At 31.4% G+C, this 15,247-nt stretch carries 18 protein-coding genes and 4 tRNA genes; 13 read left to right on the forward strand and 9 right to left on the reverse strand.

Translation table 11 applies throughout. The annotated features are described in order from the left end of the window. Positions 1-52: 52 nt before the first annotated feature. The 8 genes from LPB136_RS06200 to LPB136_RS06235 all read right to left on the reverse strand — a co-directional run bounded on the left by LPB136_RS06200 (position 53) and on the right by LPB136_RS06235 (position 3,299). Positions 53-125: transfer RNA gene (locus tag LPB136_RS06200), tRNA-Thr, on the reverse strand. A gap of 14 nt (positions 126-139) precedes the next feature. Next, positions 140-212: transfer RNA gene (locus LPB136_RS06205), tRNA-Gly, on the reverse strand. Between the two features lie 40 nt (positions 213-252). Then, positions 253-334 (reverse strand) — tRNA-Tyr (locus LPB136_RS06210). Between the two features lie 39 nt (positions 335-373). Next, positions 374-447: transfer RNA gene (locus tag LPB136_RS06215), tRNA-Thr, on the reverse strand. 98 nt (positions 448-545) lie between these two features. Then, positions 546-854, reverse strand: a complete 309-nt coding sequence (gene hpf, locus LPB136_RS06220) for a ribosome hibernation-promoting factor, HPF/YfiA family (RefSeq protein ID WP_072555292.1) — start codon at positions 852-854, stop codon at positions 546-548. Between the two features lie 4 nt (positions 855-858). After that, positions 859-1,749: a tyrosine-type recombinase/integrase gene (locus tag LPB136_RS06225; protein WP_072555293.1), complete on the reverse strand. Its 891-nt coding sequence runs from the start codon at positions 1,747-1,749 to the stop codon at positions 859-861. A 174-nt stretch (positions 1,750-1,923) separates the two neighbouring features. Next, positions 1,924-2,121 carry a 30S ribosomal protein S21 gene (gene rpsU / locus LPB136_RS06230; RefSeq protein WP_072555294.1) on the reverse strand — a complete coding sequence of 66 codons (198 nt, stop codon included), beginning with the start codon at positions 2,119-2,121 and terminating at the stop codon, positions 1,924-1,926. 344 nt (positions 2,122-2,465) lie between these two features. Next, positions 2,466-3,299 carry a TIGR00266 family protein gene (locus tag LPB136_RS06235; protein WP_072555295.1) on the reverse strand — a complete coding sequence of 278 codons (834 nt, stop codon included), beginning with the start codon at positions 3,297-3,299 and terminating at the stop codon, positions 2,466-2,468. A gap of 201 nt (positions 3,300-3,500) precedes the next feature. Between LPB136_RS06235 and LPB136_RS14065 the strand changes: the two genes are divergently transcribed. Continuing rightward, the gene (locus LPB136_RS14065) at positions 3,501-3,644 is read left to right on the forward strand and encodes a hypothetical protein (RefSeq protein ID WP_204218387.1); all 144 of its coding nucleotides are present in this window, start codon (positions 3,501-3,503) and stop codon (positions 3,642-3,644) included. 5 nt (positions 3,645-3,649) lie between these two features. Here the strand turns inward: LPB136_RS14065 and LPB136_RS06240 are convergent, their stop codons facing one another. After that, on the reverse strand, positions 3,650-4,105 hold the full coding sequence (locus tag LPB136_RS06240; protein ID WP_072555296.1) for a DUF4442 domain-containing protein: 456 nt from the start codon (positions 4,103-4,105) through the stop codon (positions 3,650-3,652). A 214-nt stretch (positions 4,106-4,319) separates the two neighbouring features. Here LPB136_RS06240 and LPB136_RS06245 point away from each other — a divergent pair, with 214 nt between their 5' ends. The 12 genes from LPB136_RS06245 (at position 4,320) to LPB136_RS06300 (ending at position 15,190) form a co-directional block, all read left to right on the forward strand. Next, positions 4,320-4,748 carry a DUF4870 domain-containing protein gene (locus LPB136_RS06245; RefSeq protein ID WP_072555297.1) on the forward strand — a complete coding sequence of 143 codons (429 nt, stop codon included), beginning with the start codon at positions 4,320-4,322 and terminating at the stop codon, positions 4,746-4,748. Between the two features lie 10 nt (positions 4,749-4,758). After that, positions 4,759-5,103 (forward strand): PadR family transcriptional regulator, encoded by a 345-nt coding sequence (locus LPB136_RS06250; protein ID WP_072555298.1) that lies wholly within the window; start codon positions 4,759-4,761, stop codon positions 5,101-5,103. Next, positions 5,096-6,805: a PspC domain-containing protein gene (locus LPB136_RS06255; protein WP_072555299.1), complete on the forward strand. Its 1,710-nt coding sequence runs from the start codon at positions 5,096-5,098 to the stop codon at positions 6,803-6,805. The genes LPB136_RS06250 and LPB136_RS06255 overlap by 8 nt, the downstream gene beginning before the upstream one ends. A 99-nt stretch (positions 6,806-6,904) precedes the next feature. After that, positions 6,905-7,633: a head GIN domain-containing protein gene (locus tag LPB136_RS06260; RefSeq protein ID WP_072555300.1), complete on the forward strand. Its 729-nt coding sequence runs from the start codon at positions 6,905-6,907 to the stop codon at positions 7,631-7,633. 7 nt (positions 7,634-7,640) lie between these two features. Continuing rightward, complete coding sequence (locus LPB136_RS06265) at positions 7,641-8,108, forward strand: nuclear transport factor 2 family protein (protein WP_237267426.1); 468 nt, start codon at positions 7,641-7,643, stop codon at positions 8,106-8,108. 269 nt (positions 8,109-8,377) lie between these two features. Then, the gene (locus LPB136_RS06270; protein WP_072555302.1) at positions 8,378-9,607 is read left to right on the forward strand and encodes a hypothetical protein; all 1,230 of its coding nucleotides are present in this window, start codon (positions 8,378-8,380) and stop codon (positions 9,605-9,607) included. A gap of 231 nt (positions 9,608-9,838) precedes the next feature. After that, positions 9,839-10,222, forward strand: coding sequence for a VOC family protein (locus LPB136_RS06275; protein WP_072555303.1), 384 nt, complete (start codon positions 9,839-9,841; stop codon positions 10,220-10,222). A gap of 68 nt (positions 10,223-10,290) precedes the next feature. Beyond that, positions 10,291-10,959 (forward strand): M15 family metallopeptidase, encoded by a 669-nt coding sequence (locus tag LPB136_RS06280; RefSeq protein ID WP_083426190.1) that lies wholly within the window; start codon positions 10,291-10,293, stop codon positions 10,957-10,959. Between the two features lie 82 nt (positions 10,960-11,041). Then, on the forward strand, positions 11,042-11,704 hold the full coding sequence (locus LPB136_RS06285; protein ID WP_072555304.1) for a hypothetical protein: 663 nt from the start codon (positions 11,042-11,044) through the stop codon (positions 11,702-11,704). Positions 11,705-11,823: 119 nt separating this feature from the next. After that, the gene (gene pdhA, locus LPB136_RS06290; protein WP_072555305.1) at positions 11,824-12,813 is read left to right on the forward strand and encodes a pyruvate dehydrogenase (acetyl-transferring) E1 component subunit alpha; all 990 of its coding nucleotides are present in this window, start codon (positions 11,824-11,826) and stop codon (positions 12,811-12,813) included. Positions 12,814-12,832: 19 nt separating this feature from the next. Continuing rightward, on the forward strand, positions 12,833-14,440 hold the full coding sequence (locus tag LPB136_RS06295) for a pyruvate dehydrogenase complex dihydrolipoamide acetyltransferase (protein ID WP_072555306.1): 1,608 nt from the start codon (positions 12,833-12,835) through the stop codon (positions 14,438-14,440). Between the two features lie 63 nt (positions 14,441-14,503). Further along, positions 14,504-15,190, forward strand: a complete 687-nt coding sequence (locus LPB136_RS06300; RefSeq protein ID WP_072555307.1) for a GNAT family N-acetyltransferase — start codon at positions 14,504-14,506, stop codon at positions 15,188-15,190. Positions 15,191-15,247: the final 57 nt, after the last annotated feature.

The following is a 15,247-nucleotide window of genomic DNA, read 5'->3' on the forward strand; positions in this document are numbered from 1 at the left end:
TAATTTTAATTCTTAGTTTAAATATATTTGTGTCTAATAATACTTATTAATGAGCCAATGATGGGATTTGAACCCATGACCTCATCCCTACCAAGGATGCGCTCTACCAACTGAGCTACATCGGCTTGTTGATATTTTGAGCGAAAGACCAGGTTCGAACTGGCGACATTCAGCTTGGAAGGCTGACGCTCTACCAACTGAGCTACTTTCGCTTTTTAATTTTCTTACAAAAATTAAAGGTTTAAAATTTTGTGGGGAGAGCAGGATTCGAACCTGCGAAGACGTAGTCAACGGAGTTACAGTCCGTCCTCGTTGGCCGCTTGAGTATCTCCCCAAAAATTTTAATATTTTAATGAACTTTTTTGTTCTTTTGAGCCGATGGAGGGACTCGAACCCACGACCTGCTGATTACAAATCAGCTGCTCTAGCCAGCTGAGCTACATCGGCTTTTTTATTGCAAAAAAACAATCCGCTATTTCTAACGGATTGCAAATGTATAAAGTTTTTTTTGTTTGCAAAAACTTTTTTTAAAAAATTTTCACTTTTTATGAAACTAAAGAATCTCTATGCTTTTCTTTAGACTTTTTTAATTGCCTTTTTAAAGAGTCAATAGCAGTACTAACGCCTTCTTCAAAGGTTTTAGCTTGTTTCTTTACCATTAACTCACTTCCTGGTATATTTATTTTAATTTCTGTAATTTTATTTTCTTTATCACTTGTATTTTGAACTTTTAAAAATACTTCTGCATCGACAATCTTGTCGTGGAATTTTTCTAACGCTTCTACTTTCTTTTCAATGAACTTTAATAGATCACTATCTGCATTAAAATTTACTGACTGGGTAAATACTTTCATATTGTCACTTTTTTTTATGGCTGCCTCTAGGATGCGCCTTGTTAAACACCTCTTTAATCTTATCCAAACTATTGTGCGTATACACTTGTGTGGAGGCTAAACTTGAATGTCCTAGCAATTCTTTAACCGAATTTAAATCTGCTCCTTCATTTAAAAGGTGTGTTGCAAACGAATGACGCAGTATATGCGGACTCTTTTTTACCTTTGAGGAGACTTGACTAAAGTACATATTTATTGTTCTATAAACAAGTGTTTCGTAAATTTTATTTCCTTTTTCAGTAATGAATAACTGTTCTTCTTTTGTTTCTATATTTTTTTTAAGTGAGATATAATTGTTTAACGTCTCAAAAACAGAAGGTAATAATGGAACAAACCGTTCTTTATTCCGTTTTCCTAAAACTTTTATTGTTTTGCTATAAAAATCTACATCAGCTTGTTTTAGATTTATTAACTCGGTTCTTCTTATTCCTGTTGAATAAAACAACTCTACTATTAACTTATTTCTAACTGAAATAAAATCTGTTTTTTCACTAATAACATTTAAAACTTGTGTTACTTCTTCTTTTGAAAAAGGTATTTGCACTTTTTTTTGAACTTTTAACGCTTTGTGTTTTGCTAAAGGGTTTAGTTCTATTTGTTCTATTTTTTGGAGAAATTTATAAAAAGACTTTAATGAAGTTACTTTTCTATTGATACTCTTATTAGACAACTCTCTATTTACCAAACTTACAATCCAGCTTCTTATTTGCGAATAATTTACATCTTGTATCTCTTGCTGATCATATGCTGTTATACAAAAGTCTTTAAAATCCGTTAAATCGGTTTTATATGCTAAAACGGTGTGTTTGGAGTAATTTTTCTCCAATGCTATATAATCTAAAAAGGATTGTATCAACGTGTTTTTATTTTAGCTAAATGTACTAATTTGATTTTTATAACAAAAAAATCCTGCACAAATGTGCAGGATTTTATTTTTTGAAAGAATAAGTTTAGATTCCGTTTTAAAAACGAAATTAATTTAACTTGTAGTTTTTAGTTTATCTTACAGACTTATAAAAACTGAGTTTCATTAACCTAGTTCTTCTTGTGTTCTTAATTTTTGAACATAAGCAGCTTTTATTCTTTGTGCTCTTTTTACAACTGAAGGCTTGTCATACTGCTTTCTTTGCTGTAAGCTTCTCTTCGTCTTAGTACGGTCGAATTTTCTTTTAAAACGTTTTAACGCTCTATCAATATTTTCTCCTTCCTTTACTGGAATTATTAACATGGTAATGCACCTCCCTTCATCTGTATCTTATATATTTTAAATAGTTATAAAACTATTGGTTGTTTAATTTTGGATTGCAAAGATACTAACTAATTTTGAATTACAATTTTTTAATGTAGAATTATTTATGATGAAAAAATTAAAAGTTATTTGTTGTGATTTATGTTGATTTGATTCCCCTCAACTTTACAGAAAACTGTGTCTGAAATAAAAACTAAAGTTAGCAAGTACACGCGTTAGGGATTGAAACGGCATCCTTTTTAATTGATTAAAATTAAAAAGATATAGTGAAAAGCCCGACTTGGTCCTGAATGCCTTCAGGATAAAGTAACGCCCAAATTATTTTAAAATCGGTTATCGCCATCTAATAGATCACCAATTCCGCCAAGGATACTTCCCTCCCCTTTGCTCCCGCCGTTTCTAGGCGCCATTGCCAATACTCTTCCTGCCAATCGGCTAAATGGTAAGGATTGCACATAAACTGTTCCTGGACCTTGAAGGGTTGCAAAAAACATTCCTTCTCCTCCAAAAACTGTATTTCTAATTCCGCCAACAAACTCAATATCGTAATTTACATCTTGGGTAAAGCCAACCAAACAACCTGTATCTACTTTTATTTTTTCGCCAGCCAACAAGATTTTTTTTGCCATGGTTCCTCCTGCATGAATAAAGCCCATTCCGTCTCCTTCCATTTTTTGCATTATAAATCCTTCACCGCCAAAAAGACCTCTGCCTAGTTTTTTTGAAAATTCAATTCCGATTGAAACTCCTTTTGCAGCACATAAAAATGCGTCTTTTTGACAAATAAACTTTCCGCCAAACTCTGCTAAATCTATAGGAACAATTTTTCCTGGATACGGCGAAGCGAAAGAAACTTTCTTTTTTCCGCTACCAATATTGGTAAAAACAGTCATAAATAAGCTCTCTCCTGTTAGTATTCTTTTTCCTGCGGAAAATATTTTACCTAACAATCCTTTTTCTTGATTAGAACCGTCTCCTAATATAGTACTCATTTTTAAACCATCATTCATCATCATAAAACTTCCGGACTCTGCAACAACACCTTCCTCTGGATCTAGCTCTATTTCTACATATTGCATTTCTTCTCCATAGATTTCAAAATCTATTTCGTGTGCATTTCTATTTGATGAATTCTGTGGAATTTTGTCTTGATACATAGTTTGGGTTTTTAAGTCTTATATAGTATTAGATGATTTATGTAGTGTTTTGTTACAAATTACTACTTTTAATTTCTAAATTTAATGAATTTTAAGACAAGTAAGAAATTACCTAAACTAGATACATTTAAATAATTACCTTATTTTTGATGTTATGTAAGTAAAACAGCAATTAACTTACTAATTAAAGGAAAGTATTATATGAAGTATTTATCTCCAGAAATAGAAGCGCTGTCTAAGCAATTTGAAATTACAAAATCTTTAGCGCGTACAAATGTGTCTTGCGGAATTTTTCAAGAATGTGATTATAACGAAGAAAGACCTAAGTTATATATTAAGGAGTAACTATTTTATTTTTTTACTCGTAAACTCCAATGAAATTGGAATTTAGAAACAACAACTCCTTCTTTATTTTTCCCTTCGGACGTTAAAACGATAACTTGACCTTCTCCAGTATCTATTGATTTTTGAATTGCATCTCTAATTTCGTTCCCTCCTGTACAAGAAAAATGAATTCTTCCAGTAGCTTTCTTAAAAAATTGCGCTTCTTGACGCGTAACTAACATAGATACTTTTCTCTTAGAATCATCAATCGCTTTCATTACCAAAACTCCTGTTGGCATTTCTGCTGCCATTCCTTGTGCTGCCCAAAACATACTTTTAAACGGATTTTGATTCATCCACCTATGTTTTATTGAAACTACCACTTCTCTATCTGTTATAGACTTTACTCTAACTCCGCCAAGGTAGGCTAAAGGAAGCTTTATTAGGTTAAAAAAGTTAACTTTTCTTGGAGTGAAATTCATTTTTTTATTTATAAAATGGTTTTGAGTAAAAAATTTACAGCGGCAATATACTTAAAATAAATTAAACAAAAACTCAATAACAACAGTAGCTTACCCTCTATTTCTAACCAATTTACAAATGTTAAAGAAATGTTAATTATAGTACTATGTATTGCATAATACCTTTTTAAAGATATATATTTGCATAAGAAAGTATTATACAAATCTTATAAACATGAAAAATAACGACCAAAACACCAACGCTTTTTTAATACATATATCTGCATTTGCAGGTTATTTATTTCCGCTTGGTAGTATAATTGCTCCATTAATTTTATGGCAAACATTGAAAGAACGAAGTGGTTTTTTAGATGAACATGGTAAAGAAGCAGTAAACTTTAACATCAGTTTTGGTTTGTACATCTTTATTTTGTCTGCCTCTTTTTTTCCATTCTTTTTTAGATCATTCTTTAACATATTAGACAATGTAGATCATGTTGATTTTGGAATTGATATTGGTTCTGGAATTTTTGGACTCTTTGGCATTGTTTCTATAGCAAGCTTTGTGGTTTTAGCAAAAATTGCATTGATAATAATTGCGTCTTTAAAAGCAAATAAAGGAGAAACATACAAGTATCCTTTTACAATAAACTTTATAAAATAACACACAATACATGAAGATAGAAAACACAAAAGCGCAAATGCGAAAAGGTGTTTTAGAGTATTGTATACTTTCCATACTACAACATGGAGATGCTTATACTTCTGAAATACTAAAAACGCTAAAAGCTGCAGAAATGATTGTGGTTGAAGGTACCATTTACCCATTATTAACACGTTTAAAAAACGCAGGTTTATTAACCTACAGATGGGAAGAATCAACTTCTGGACCACCAAGAAAATATTACGTTTTAACAGAAAATGGAGGTATGTTCCTTAAAGAATTAGACAAAACCTGGAGCAATCTAGTAAATGCAGTACACCAAGTAACAACAACAAAATCAACTAAAGATGAATAAGACTATAAACATAAATTTGGGTGGATTTTTCTTTCACATAGATGAAACCGCTTATAGCAAATTAAAGAGATATTTAGAATCCATTTCTAGGTCGCTAAGCGATGATCCGCAAGGAAAAAATGAAATTATTTCTGACATTGAAGCACGTATTAGCGAGCTACTTTCAGAAAGAATTACAGATGCTAGACAGGTTGTAAACGAAAGCGATATTGAAGAAGTTATTGCTATTATGGGACAACCAGAAGATTATGCAGATGCTGAAGAAGGTTATGCTGAGACAAACTATTCTTATCAAAGAAGAAATACCAACTCAAAAAAATTATTTAGAAGTGGTGACGATAAGTTCTTAGGTGGTGTTGCAGCTGGATTAGGTCATTATTTTGGAATAGACACAATTTGGGTACGTTTAATCTTCTTAGTATTAGGTTTTAGCGGTGGAGCTGGAATTCCACTATACATTATCTTATGGATTCTTTTACCTGAAGCACAATCTACAGCCGAAAAATTACAGATGGAAGGCGAAGCTGTAAATATTGACAACATTGAAAAAAAAATTCGTGACGAGTTTAACAGCCTTTCAACAAAGGTAAAAGACGGTGCATCAGAGATTAGTGATAAAATATCAAGTGCAGATTATGCGAAGTTAAAACAGCAATCTAAATCGGGTTTACAAGAATTTTTAGACACAATTGGTAAAATTTTCTTAGCAGTATTTAAAGTGTTTGGTAAATTTATTGGAGTAATCTTATTATTTGTTGCCGCAGCAGTTTTACTGTCATTAATAATTGGTTTATTCTCTGTAGGAAGTATTGAAATATTAAATTTTGATAATGACTTTGTTCAATATCCACCATTTTTCTATGATTCAATTTTACCAAAATGGTTACTTACTGTTTTTGGATTCTTATTAATTGGGATTCCGTTTTTAATCTTATTTATTTTAGGATTAAGAATCTTATCGAGTAACGTAAAACAATTCAGTAAAACAACATCTTTAACTTTATTAGGTTTGTGGCTTGTAGCTTTGTTTACAGTAGCTTTTTCAGGAATTGAATTTGCAACTTCACATGCATATAATGGTACTAAAATTGAAAAAAGTGACATTAATATTATAGCAAACGATACGTTAAAAATTAAGATGGTTAATGATGATAATTTATACTATCAGCATAACTTACGAAGAAGAACCAATTCTGAAGAAGTACATGTAAATGACGTAAAGATGGCGTATTCTAACAATGTAAAAATTGATGTAAAAAAGAGTGAGACTAATGAAGCTTACATAGAAATTCATAAAGAATCTAATGGAAGAAACCGTTCTAAAGCAAATAAAAGTGCTTCAGAAATAACATACAAGTACACAATTGAAGACAAAAATTTAACTTTTGACGCTTACTTTTTAAGTGATTATAGAAACATTTGGAAAGACGAGGAAATTAAAGCAACAGTTTATGTTCCTGAAGGTGTTACCGTCTATTTTCATAATTCTACAAAACGTTTTTTATATGGTGTAGATAATTTACAAGATGTAAATGACAAAGACATGAGTAATCAACATTTTACAATGACACCAAAAGGTTTTGATTGTAATGATTGCGAAGAAGATATTATGAGAAATGAAAAAGAAATTAATCAAGAAAGAGAAAGAAAAAGAAGATTAAGAATAAAAGCAGACGGTAATAGTATTGATGTTGAATTTTAAATAACAATTCAGCAATAAAAATCAACAATTGGGTAACCTCTTTTTAAAAAAGAGCGTCATATATAAGACATTTGTTACACAATTTAAAACCAATCAAAAATGAAAACAACTATTTCTAAAGTATTCGCACTACTAATTTTAGCAACTCTAACTATTTCTTGCGCTGGCAACATGTTTAACAGCGTAAGCGGAAACAGAAATGTAAAAACTGAAAACCGTAAAATTCAAGATAATTTTTCAGTAGTTAAAGTTAGCACAGGTATTGATCTTTATATAACACAAGGAAACGAAGTTTCTTTAGTTGTTGAAGCTGATGAAAATTTACTCGACATTATTAAAACTGAAGTAAATGAAAATGGAAAACTAAGCATCTATTCAGAAAAGAACATTTGGAAAGCCAAAGCTCGTAAAGTGCATTTAACACTTACAAATATTGAAGAATTAATTGCCACAAGCGGAAGTGATGTGTACACAGAAAACACTTTAAAAGCAACAAGATTTAAAGTTAGTGTTACTAGCGGAGCTGATGCAAAAATTGATGTTGATGCTGAAAATGTAGAGTCTAACGCAACAAGCGGAGCCGATTTAAGCATTTCTGGAGTAGCAACAAATCATACTTCTAGCGCTACAAGCGGAAGCTCTATTTATGCCTTCGGATTAAAAAGTAAAAAAGCTAAAGTTAGTGTTACAAGTGGAGCAGACATAGATATTTATGCTTCTGAAAGTATTGATGCTAGAGCAACAAGTGGTGGAGATATAGATTATAAAGGAAACCCAACAAACGTTAACAAGAAAGAAACTTCTGGTGGAGACGTAGATGCAAAATAAATATAAAATGGCAAGATTAATTGTACTATTATTTATGGTTTTTTCTGCTGCTTTCTTAAATGCGCAAGTAGATGAAATACCTGCCTACAAACCTGTAGACAAAGAACTACATGAAGAAATTACAAAAATGGACAGTCTTTTTTTTGATGCTTATAATAATTGTAACATGAAAGTTCAGGCAGAAATTTTATCAGAAGATCTAGAATTTTTTCATGACAGAGGCGGTTTATCAACCTCAAAAGAGGCTATTTTAAAAGCTTTAAAAGATAACATTTGTAATAAAGTTACTAGAACACTTATTAAAGGAAGTATTGAAGTATATCCAATTCCTAATTACGGAGCTGTACAAATGGGTTATCATAAGTTTTTCAATAAGCAAGAGCCAAACGGAAAACAAATGGCAAGTAAGTTTGTTACAATTTGGAAAAAAGAAAACAATAAATGGCAAATTACACGTGTAATTAGTCTGCATTAAAAACATTAGAAAACAATTAGTGTAGCTAACCCTAATTGTTACTAATACTTGGTTTTATTAGTTTACTTGGTAAGAGTCGCTGTGGTTAGCGACTCTTACCTTTTTTTTGTTTATCCACTTGACTTTCCAATAAAAAATCACGAAATTCGCTAACTATGAATATAAAATATTGAAACGTTGCATATTAGTGTTAACGTTGGCAATAATTAAACAAAACATACTTAAACTAAAAATTTAGTTATATTTGAATTCACTATAAAAATAACTTTATGAATTCAAAAAATGTTTTTAAAATACTTTTAATAAATACTATTCTAATTGGATTTTCAAGTTGTAAAGAAGAAAAAAGAGTAATTGAAAAAATTGATTTCAAAACCGACTATAAATTTTCTTATGAAATAGAAGACAAAATAGCTAAAGACACTGTTCCTTGGAAACATCAATTTTCGGCTGCTGATTATGCTACAAAAGGAGATTATAAAAACGCTTTACTTCAATGGGACTTGGCAATGGGAACAAGGGAAAATAACTATACAGAAACCCAAATAGACTCAATAAATCAAAAGTATTCTAAAGTTAATGCTACAGACTATATTATTAAACAATCAAAGAAAAGCCAAGTAGTAATAATAAATGAAGCACATCACAATTCTTTTCATCGAGTATTCACAAAATCACTTCTTCAAAAACTATTCGATAATGGATATAAAAATTTAGGCCTTGAAGCATTAGGAAATGGAGAGTATTTAGATTCAACACTCAATAGTAGAAAATATCCAATTCTTAAAACAGGCCACTATATAAAAGACCCTCAATTTGGAAATTTAGTCAGAGAAGCTTTAGAAATTGGCTATGAATTATTTGCATATGAGAATATGGGAAAAGGAAGTGGAAAACCAAGAGAAATTGAACAAGCAAAAAATATTGAGAAAATAATAAACTCAAAACCGAATGAGAAATTTCTAATTCATTGTGGCTTTGACCACGCTTTGGAAGGAATTCATAGATCTTGGGAAAAAGCTATGGCTGGAAGATTAACCGAATATACAGAGATAAATCCTCTAACTATTAATCAAGTACTTTATAGCGAGAAAAGCAAACCTGAATATAGTCACCCACTTTTAAAGGCGTTAGATATTAAAGAGTCATCAGTAATAATTGACAAAAATAATAACCCATTAAAATATGAACGTAGAGATGCTTGGACTGACATAGCTGTCTTTCATCCAATAACAAGCTATATAAATGACAGACCAATTTGGTTATTTGATAACGGAAATAAAAAAATTTCAATTTCATTAACAGATATTAGAATTAAATTTCCTGTTATGGTTTTAGCTTTCAAAAAAGGAGAAGATATAAATTCGGCTGTTCCAATTGACATAACAGAAGTAAAAAACAAAAAAGAAAGTTTTAGTCTCGGATTAAAACAAGGAAATTATGTAATTGTAGTTACAAATGGAATAGAGTCAGTAAAATTTGAACAAAGCGTAAAATAACTATTGCCAACAACGTGTATAATTCATTGCTAGTACTCGCCTACTTACGAAAATCCTCGCGGATTTTCTATTTGGTTTGTATTTGCTAAATTAGGTGCTGAAACACGCAACGAAATCATACACAAACACGATGGGATGCAATACCTTCGGTCTTTTGCATCCCATCGCCCCGCGGCTTCGCCGATGACATGTAAAAACTCCAGCTTTTTAATTTCGTAATAAAACTTAATAATGTTTACTTTTTCATTTAACCATATAGCACTTTCTGTAAAAGATGTTAACCAATCTGTTGAATTTTATCAAAAAACACTTCAACTTAAAGAAATTAAGAATACTGCTTCTGACTCAAAAACAAGATGGTTATCCATTAATGAAGGAAAACAACTTCACCTTATTCCTCGTCCAAATTTTGAAATAAAGATTAATAAAGCTGCTCATTTTGCACTAACTACATCTAATCTAGATTCTTTTATAACAAATCTAAAAGAATTAAAAATTGATTGCTCTGATTGGCTTAATACACCAAATAAAGATTACATACGAAAAGATGGAATTAGACAGGTTTACTTTCAAGACCCAGATGGATATTGGATTGAAATAAATAATGATATTTAATACCGTTTTTTACACTTATCAATTCTCTAATTATAAAAAAACAAACTCTTTTTTCGTATTTTTGAATAATGAAAAAGTCCACTTTACTTATTTTATTATTTCTAAGTCTTGGTTTAATAGCTCAAGAGTTACCCAAAGGATTTGTTTATCTAAATGATGTTGTTCCGTCCATAGAAACAGAACTACGTTATTGTTCTCATAATAATTTTATAGGAATTCCTATTGATGGTTACGAAGACAATGCACTTATTATTTCAACAAAAGCTGCAAATGCATTGAAAAAAGTACAAGAAGAAATCCTAAAAAAAGGCTTCAGTTTAAAAGTATTTGATGCGTATAGGCCACAACAAGCCGTTAATCATTTTGTACGTTGGGCGCGCGTACTAAACGACACTGTAAAAAAGAGAGAATATTATCCAAATATTCCCAAACGTCAGTTATTTAACCTTGGCTATATTGCTTCAAAATCCGGACACACTCGTGGAAGCACAGTAGATTTAACTTTAATCGACGTAAAAACGGGTACAGAACTAGACATGGGAAGTCCATATGATTTCTTCGGAGAAATATCGCATCCATTTTCTAAAAAATTATCAAAAAAACAACTGGAAAATCGACTTTTACTAAGAACAGTAATGTTAAAAAACAACTTTAGACCTTATGTTAATGAATGGTGGCATTTTACATTACGTAATGAACCATTTCCTAAGACGTATTTCAATTTTCCGATAAAGTAATTTTCTAATCGTGTAATTTTTAACAAATTACTAAGACAGATTATTACAAACGGCATTATCTTTGTTGTTAGGTTTTACAATTATGAAACACTTTAAATATTTTTTCATTTTACTATTTGCACTAATTGCCACGCAAGGATTTTCTCAGTTAGACAATAATAATGGTGGTAATACCAAAGGAAAATCTATTGGTACTTTTGAAGCTCCTTCAAAAACCATTACAAAACCAAAAACTATAGGTTTTGGTAATAATAATGGTTTTAAAACAGCAAGTAAAGAAGAACAGAAAAAACAAAAAAAGAAAGAAGACGAGCGTAAATTAAAAAACAAAGGCATTAAAAATGATGCGCAAGTTGCCAAAGAACGATTCAGTAAAAACTTCAAAAAAATAAACGGTAGATACGCTGTTATAGATCAAAATTTAGGTAGCTTTAGAAGTAATGGTAAATTTATTACCGTGTATTGTAGAGATTATCAACACCCAGATAATGATAGGGTAACTGTTTATCATAACAATGTTCCGGTGGTTTATAATATTGTATTACGTCAAAGTTATCAAAGTTTTAAAATTCCTTTAGAAGTTGGTATCAACACTATAGATTTTAAAGCATTAAACCAAGGAACTTCTGGCCCAAATACTGCTGGTTTTAAAGTATATGACGATTCTGGCACCTTAATTTCTTCAAATCAGTGGGAATTAGCAACAGGCGCAAAAGCTACAATTGCCATTAGTAAAACGGAATAAAACCAATTCTTCGAAATCGTTTTCTTTAATTCCTGAAAACTCTTTTTTATATTCAAAAGAAAACAGTTATTTTTGTTATTGCATTTTAAACAAGCAATTACAAACAACAACTATTCCTTATGAAAAAAATAACCAAAGAAACTTACCTAAACTGGTATAAAGACATGCTCTTTTGGAGAAAATTTGAAGACAAATTAGCAGCAGTTTATATTCAACAAAAAGTAAGAGGTTTTTTGCATTTATACAACGGGCAAGAAGCAGTTTTAGCGGGTGCTTTACACGCAATGGACTTATCTAAAGACAAAATGATAACTGCTTACCGTAATCACGTTCAACCAATTGGTATGGGTGTTGATCCTAAACGCGTAATGGCAGAATTATACGGAAAAGTAACAGGAACTTCTCATGGGATGGGTGGTTCTATGCATATTTTTTCTAAAGAACACCGTTTTTATGGTGGTCACGGAATTGTTGGTGGTCAGATACCATTAGGGGCAGGAATTGCTTTTGGTGATAAATACCAAGGAAATGACGGTGTAACTTTATGTTGTTTTGGAGATGGAGCTGCACGTCAAGGCTCGTTACATGAAACTTTTAACATGGCAATGAACTGGAAATTACCAGTAATTTTTATTGTTGAAAACAATGGTTACGCAATGGGAACTTCAGTAGAAAGAACAGCAAACCATACAGATATTTGGAAACTAGGTTTAGGATACGAAATGCCTTGTGGACCTGTTGATGGGATGAACCCTATTAAAGTTGCTGAAGCTATAGATGAAGCTTTACAAAGAGCAAGACGTGGAGATGGACCAACGTTTTTAGAAATGAAAACCTACCGTTACCGTGGGCACTCAATGTCTGATGCACAACACTATCGTACTAAAGACGAAGTTGAAGAATACAAAAAAATAGATCCTATTACACAAGTATTGGATGTTATTCAAGATAAAAAATATGCATCTGATGAAGAAATTGATGCTATTAAGAAAGAAGTAAAAAGTATGGTTGCAGAATGTGAGAAGTTTGCTGAAGACTCTCCATATCCAGAAGCACAGCAATTATATGACACAGTTTACGATCAAGAAGATTATCCTTTTATAAGCTAATTAAACTCAAGAAAATAATATGGCAACAGTAATAAACATGCCTCGCTTAAGCGATACAATGGAAGAAGGAGTTGTAGCTTCTTGGTTAAAAAAAGTTGGAGATGCAATTGAAGAAGGTGATATCCTTGCCGAAATTGAAACAGATAAAGCTACTATGGAGTTTGAATCTTTTCATGAAGGTACACTTTTACACATTGGTGTTAAAGAAGGAGAAACTGCACCAGTAGATACTTTATTAGCTATTATTGGAGAAAAAGGTGAAGATTTTTCAGCTTTATTAAATGCTCAAGCTGCAATAGAAGAAACTACAGTAGCTAAAGAAGAAACAAAAGATGAAGCAACTAAAAGTGTAGCTGAAACACCAGAAGGTGTTCAAGTTATAACTATGCCTCGTTTAAGTGATACGATGGAAGAAGGAACTGTAGCTTCTTGGTTAAAAAAAGTTGGTGACGCTGTTAGTGAAGGAGATATTCTTGCTGAAATTGAAACAGACAAAGCTACTATGGAGTTTGAATGTTTCTACGAAGGAACATTATTATATGTTGGTATAAACGAAGGTGAAACTGCTCCTGTAGACAGCTTATTGGCTGTTATTGGTCCAGAAGGAACTGATGTTTCTGCAATTGTAGCAACTGGCGGAACTACTGAAAGTGCACCAACAGAAAAAACTACTCCAACAGAAAAAAAAGATGAAACTAAAGTTGTTGAAACTAAATCAACAACTAACACTTCTACAAATAATTCAGGTGGACGTATTTTTGCTTCACCATTAGCTAAGAAAATAGCTAAAGACAAAGGAATTAATTTAGCAGATATTAATGGTTCTGGTGAAAACGGAAGAATTGTTAAAAAAGATGTGGAAAACTACACTCCTGCTGCTAAGACTGTTGAATCTTCTAAGGCTACTTCTTCTGCTCCAACAATCAGTTTTGTTGCTTCTGGAGAAGAAAAATCTGAAGAAGTTAAGAATTCTCAAATGCGTAAAGCAATTGCAAAATCTTTAGGTAACTCTAAATTTTCTGCACCAGATTTCAGTTTAAATATTGAAGTTGACATGGACAATGCAATAGCTTCTAGAAAAACTATAAACGCAATTCCAGACACTAAAGTATCTTTTAATGACATGGTTGTAAAAGCATGTGCAATGGCTTTACAAAAACATCCACAAGTAAATACTTCTTGGACAGACAATAATACTGTTTTCCATAGTCATATTCACGTTGGTGTTGCTGTTGCTGTAGATGATGGTTTATTAGTACCAGTTATAAAACACACAAATCAGTTAAGTTTAACTCAAATTGGTGCTGGTGTTAGAGATTTAGCAGGTAAAGCAAGAAACAAAAAAATAGCTCCTGCAGAAATGCAAGGAAGTACATTTACAGTTTCTAACTTAGGTATGTTTGGTATTGATAACTTTACATCAATTATTAACCAACCAAATTCAGCAATCTTATCTGTTGGTGCAATTGTACAAAAACCAGTTGTTAAAGACGGACAAATAGTTGTAGGTAATACAATGAACTTAACATTAACTTGTGATCACAGAACTGTAGATGGTGCTGTTGGAGCTCAGTTTTTACAAACATTAAAAACGTTTATTGAAAACCCAGTTACAATGCTAGCTTAAAATTTAAAATTTTATACTATAAAAAAGCTCGCAAATTGCGAGCTTTTTTTTTACCTTTATTTTATGAATTCATTAGAAGAAAAACTTAAAAACCCAGTATGGTATTCTTTACAAGAAACACATAAAAAATTCCTTATTGAATATGATGGTGTTCAATTTTATAATCCAGAAATAAATAATTTTGGCGCTTTTTTTAATGCTGAAAAAACTCCCGGTGCTTTAACCCAATATGCCGAAAAAGCAGATAAATTCTTTTTAGTTTCTGAAGACGGAGTTCCAAATATTAATACTGACACTACTATTTTAGAAAAAAAAATAGATGGTTGTCAAATGGTTTTGGAGAATTTAACTGAAGTTACAATAACTGAAGAACTAGTATTATTGACCGAGAAACACATAAACGAAGTTTATGATTTAATCTGGTTGGTAATGCCTGGGTTCTATCAAAAAAGAGGTTTTGAAATGGGTAAGTTTTTTGGAATCTTTAAGGACAATAAATTAGTTGCTATTTCTGGTCAAAGAATGCAAACAGATGATTTTATAGAGATTAGTTCGGTTGTAACGCACCCTAATTACACGAAAAGAGGCTATGCAAAACAGTTAATTTACCATACGTCTAAAGATATTATAAAAGAGAACAAACTTCCAATGCTTCATACAAACAAAGGAAACTTAGCAATTCCTCTTTACGAGAAGCTAGGTTTTAAATTAAGTAGAGACATGAATTGGTGGTTGTTTAGTAAAAAATAAAAAGCTCGTTACTAAAATTTAGTAACGAGCTCTTTACATTTATTATAACTCTAATAA

This window comes from Tenacibaculum todarodis (assembly GCF_001889045.1).
Taxonomy (GTDB): domain Bacteria; phylum Bacteroidota; class Bacteroidia; order Flavobacteriales; family Flavobacteriaceae; genus Polaribacter; species Polaribacter todarodis.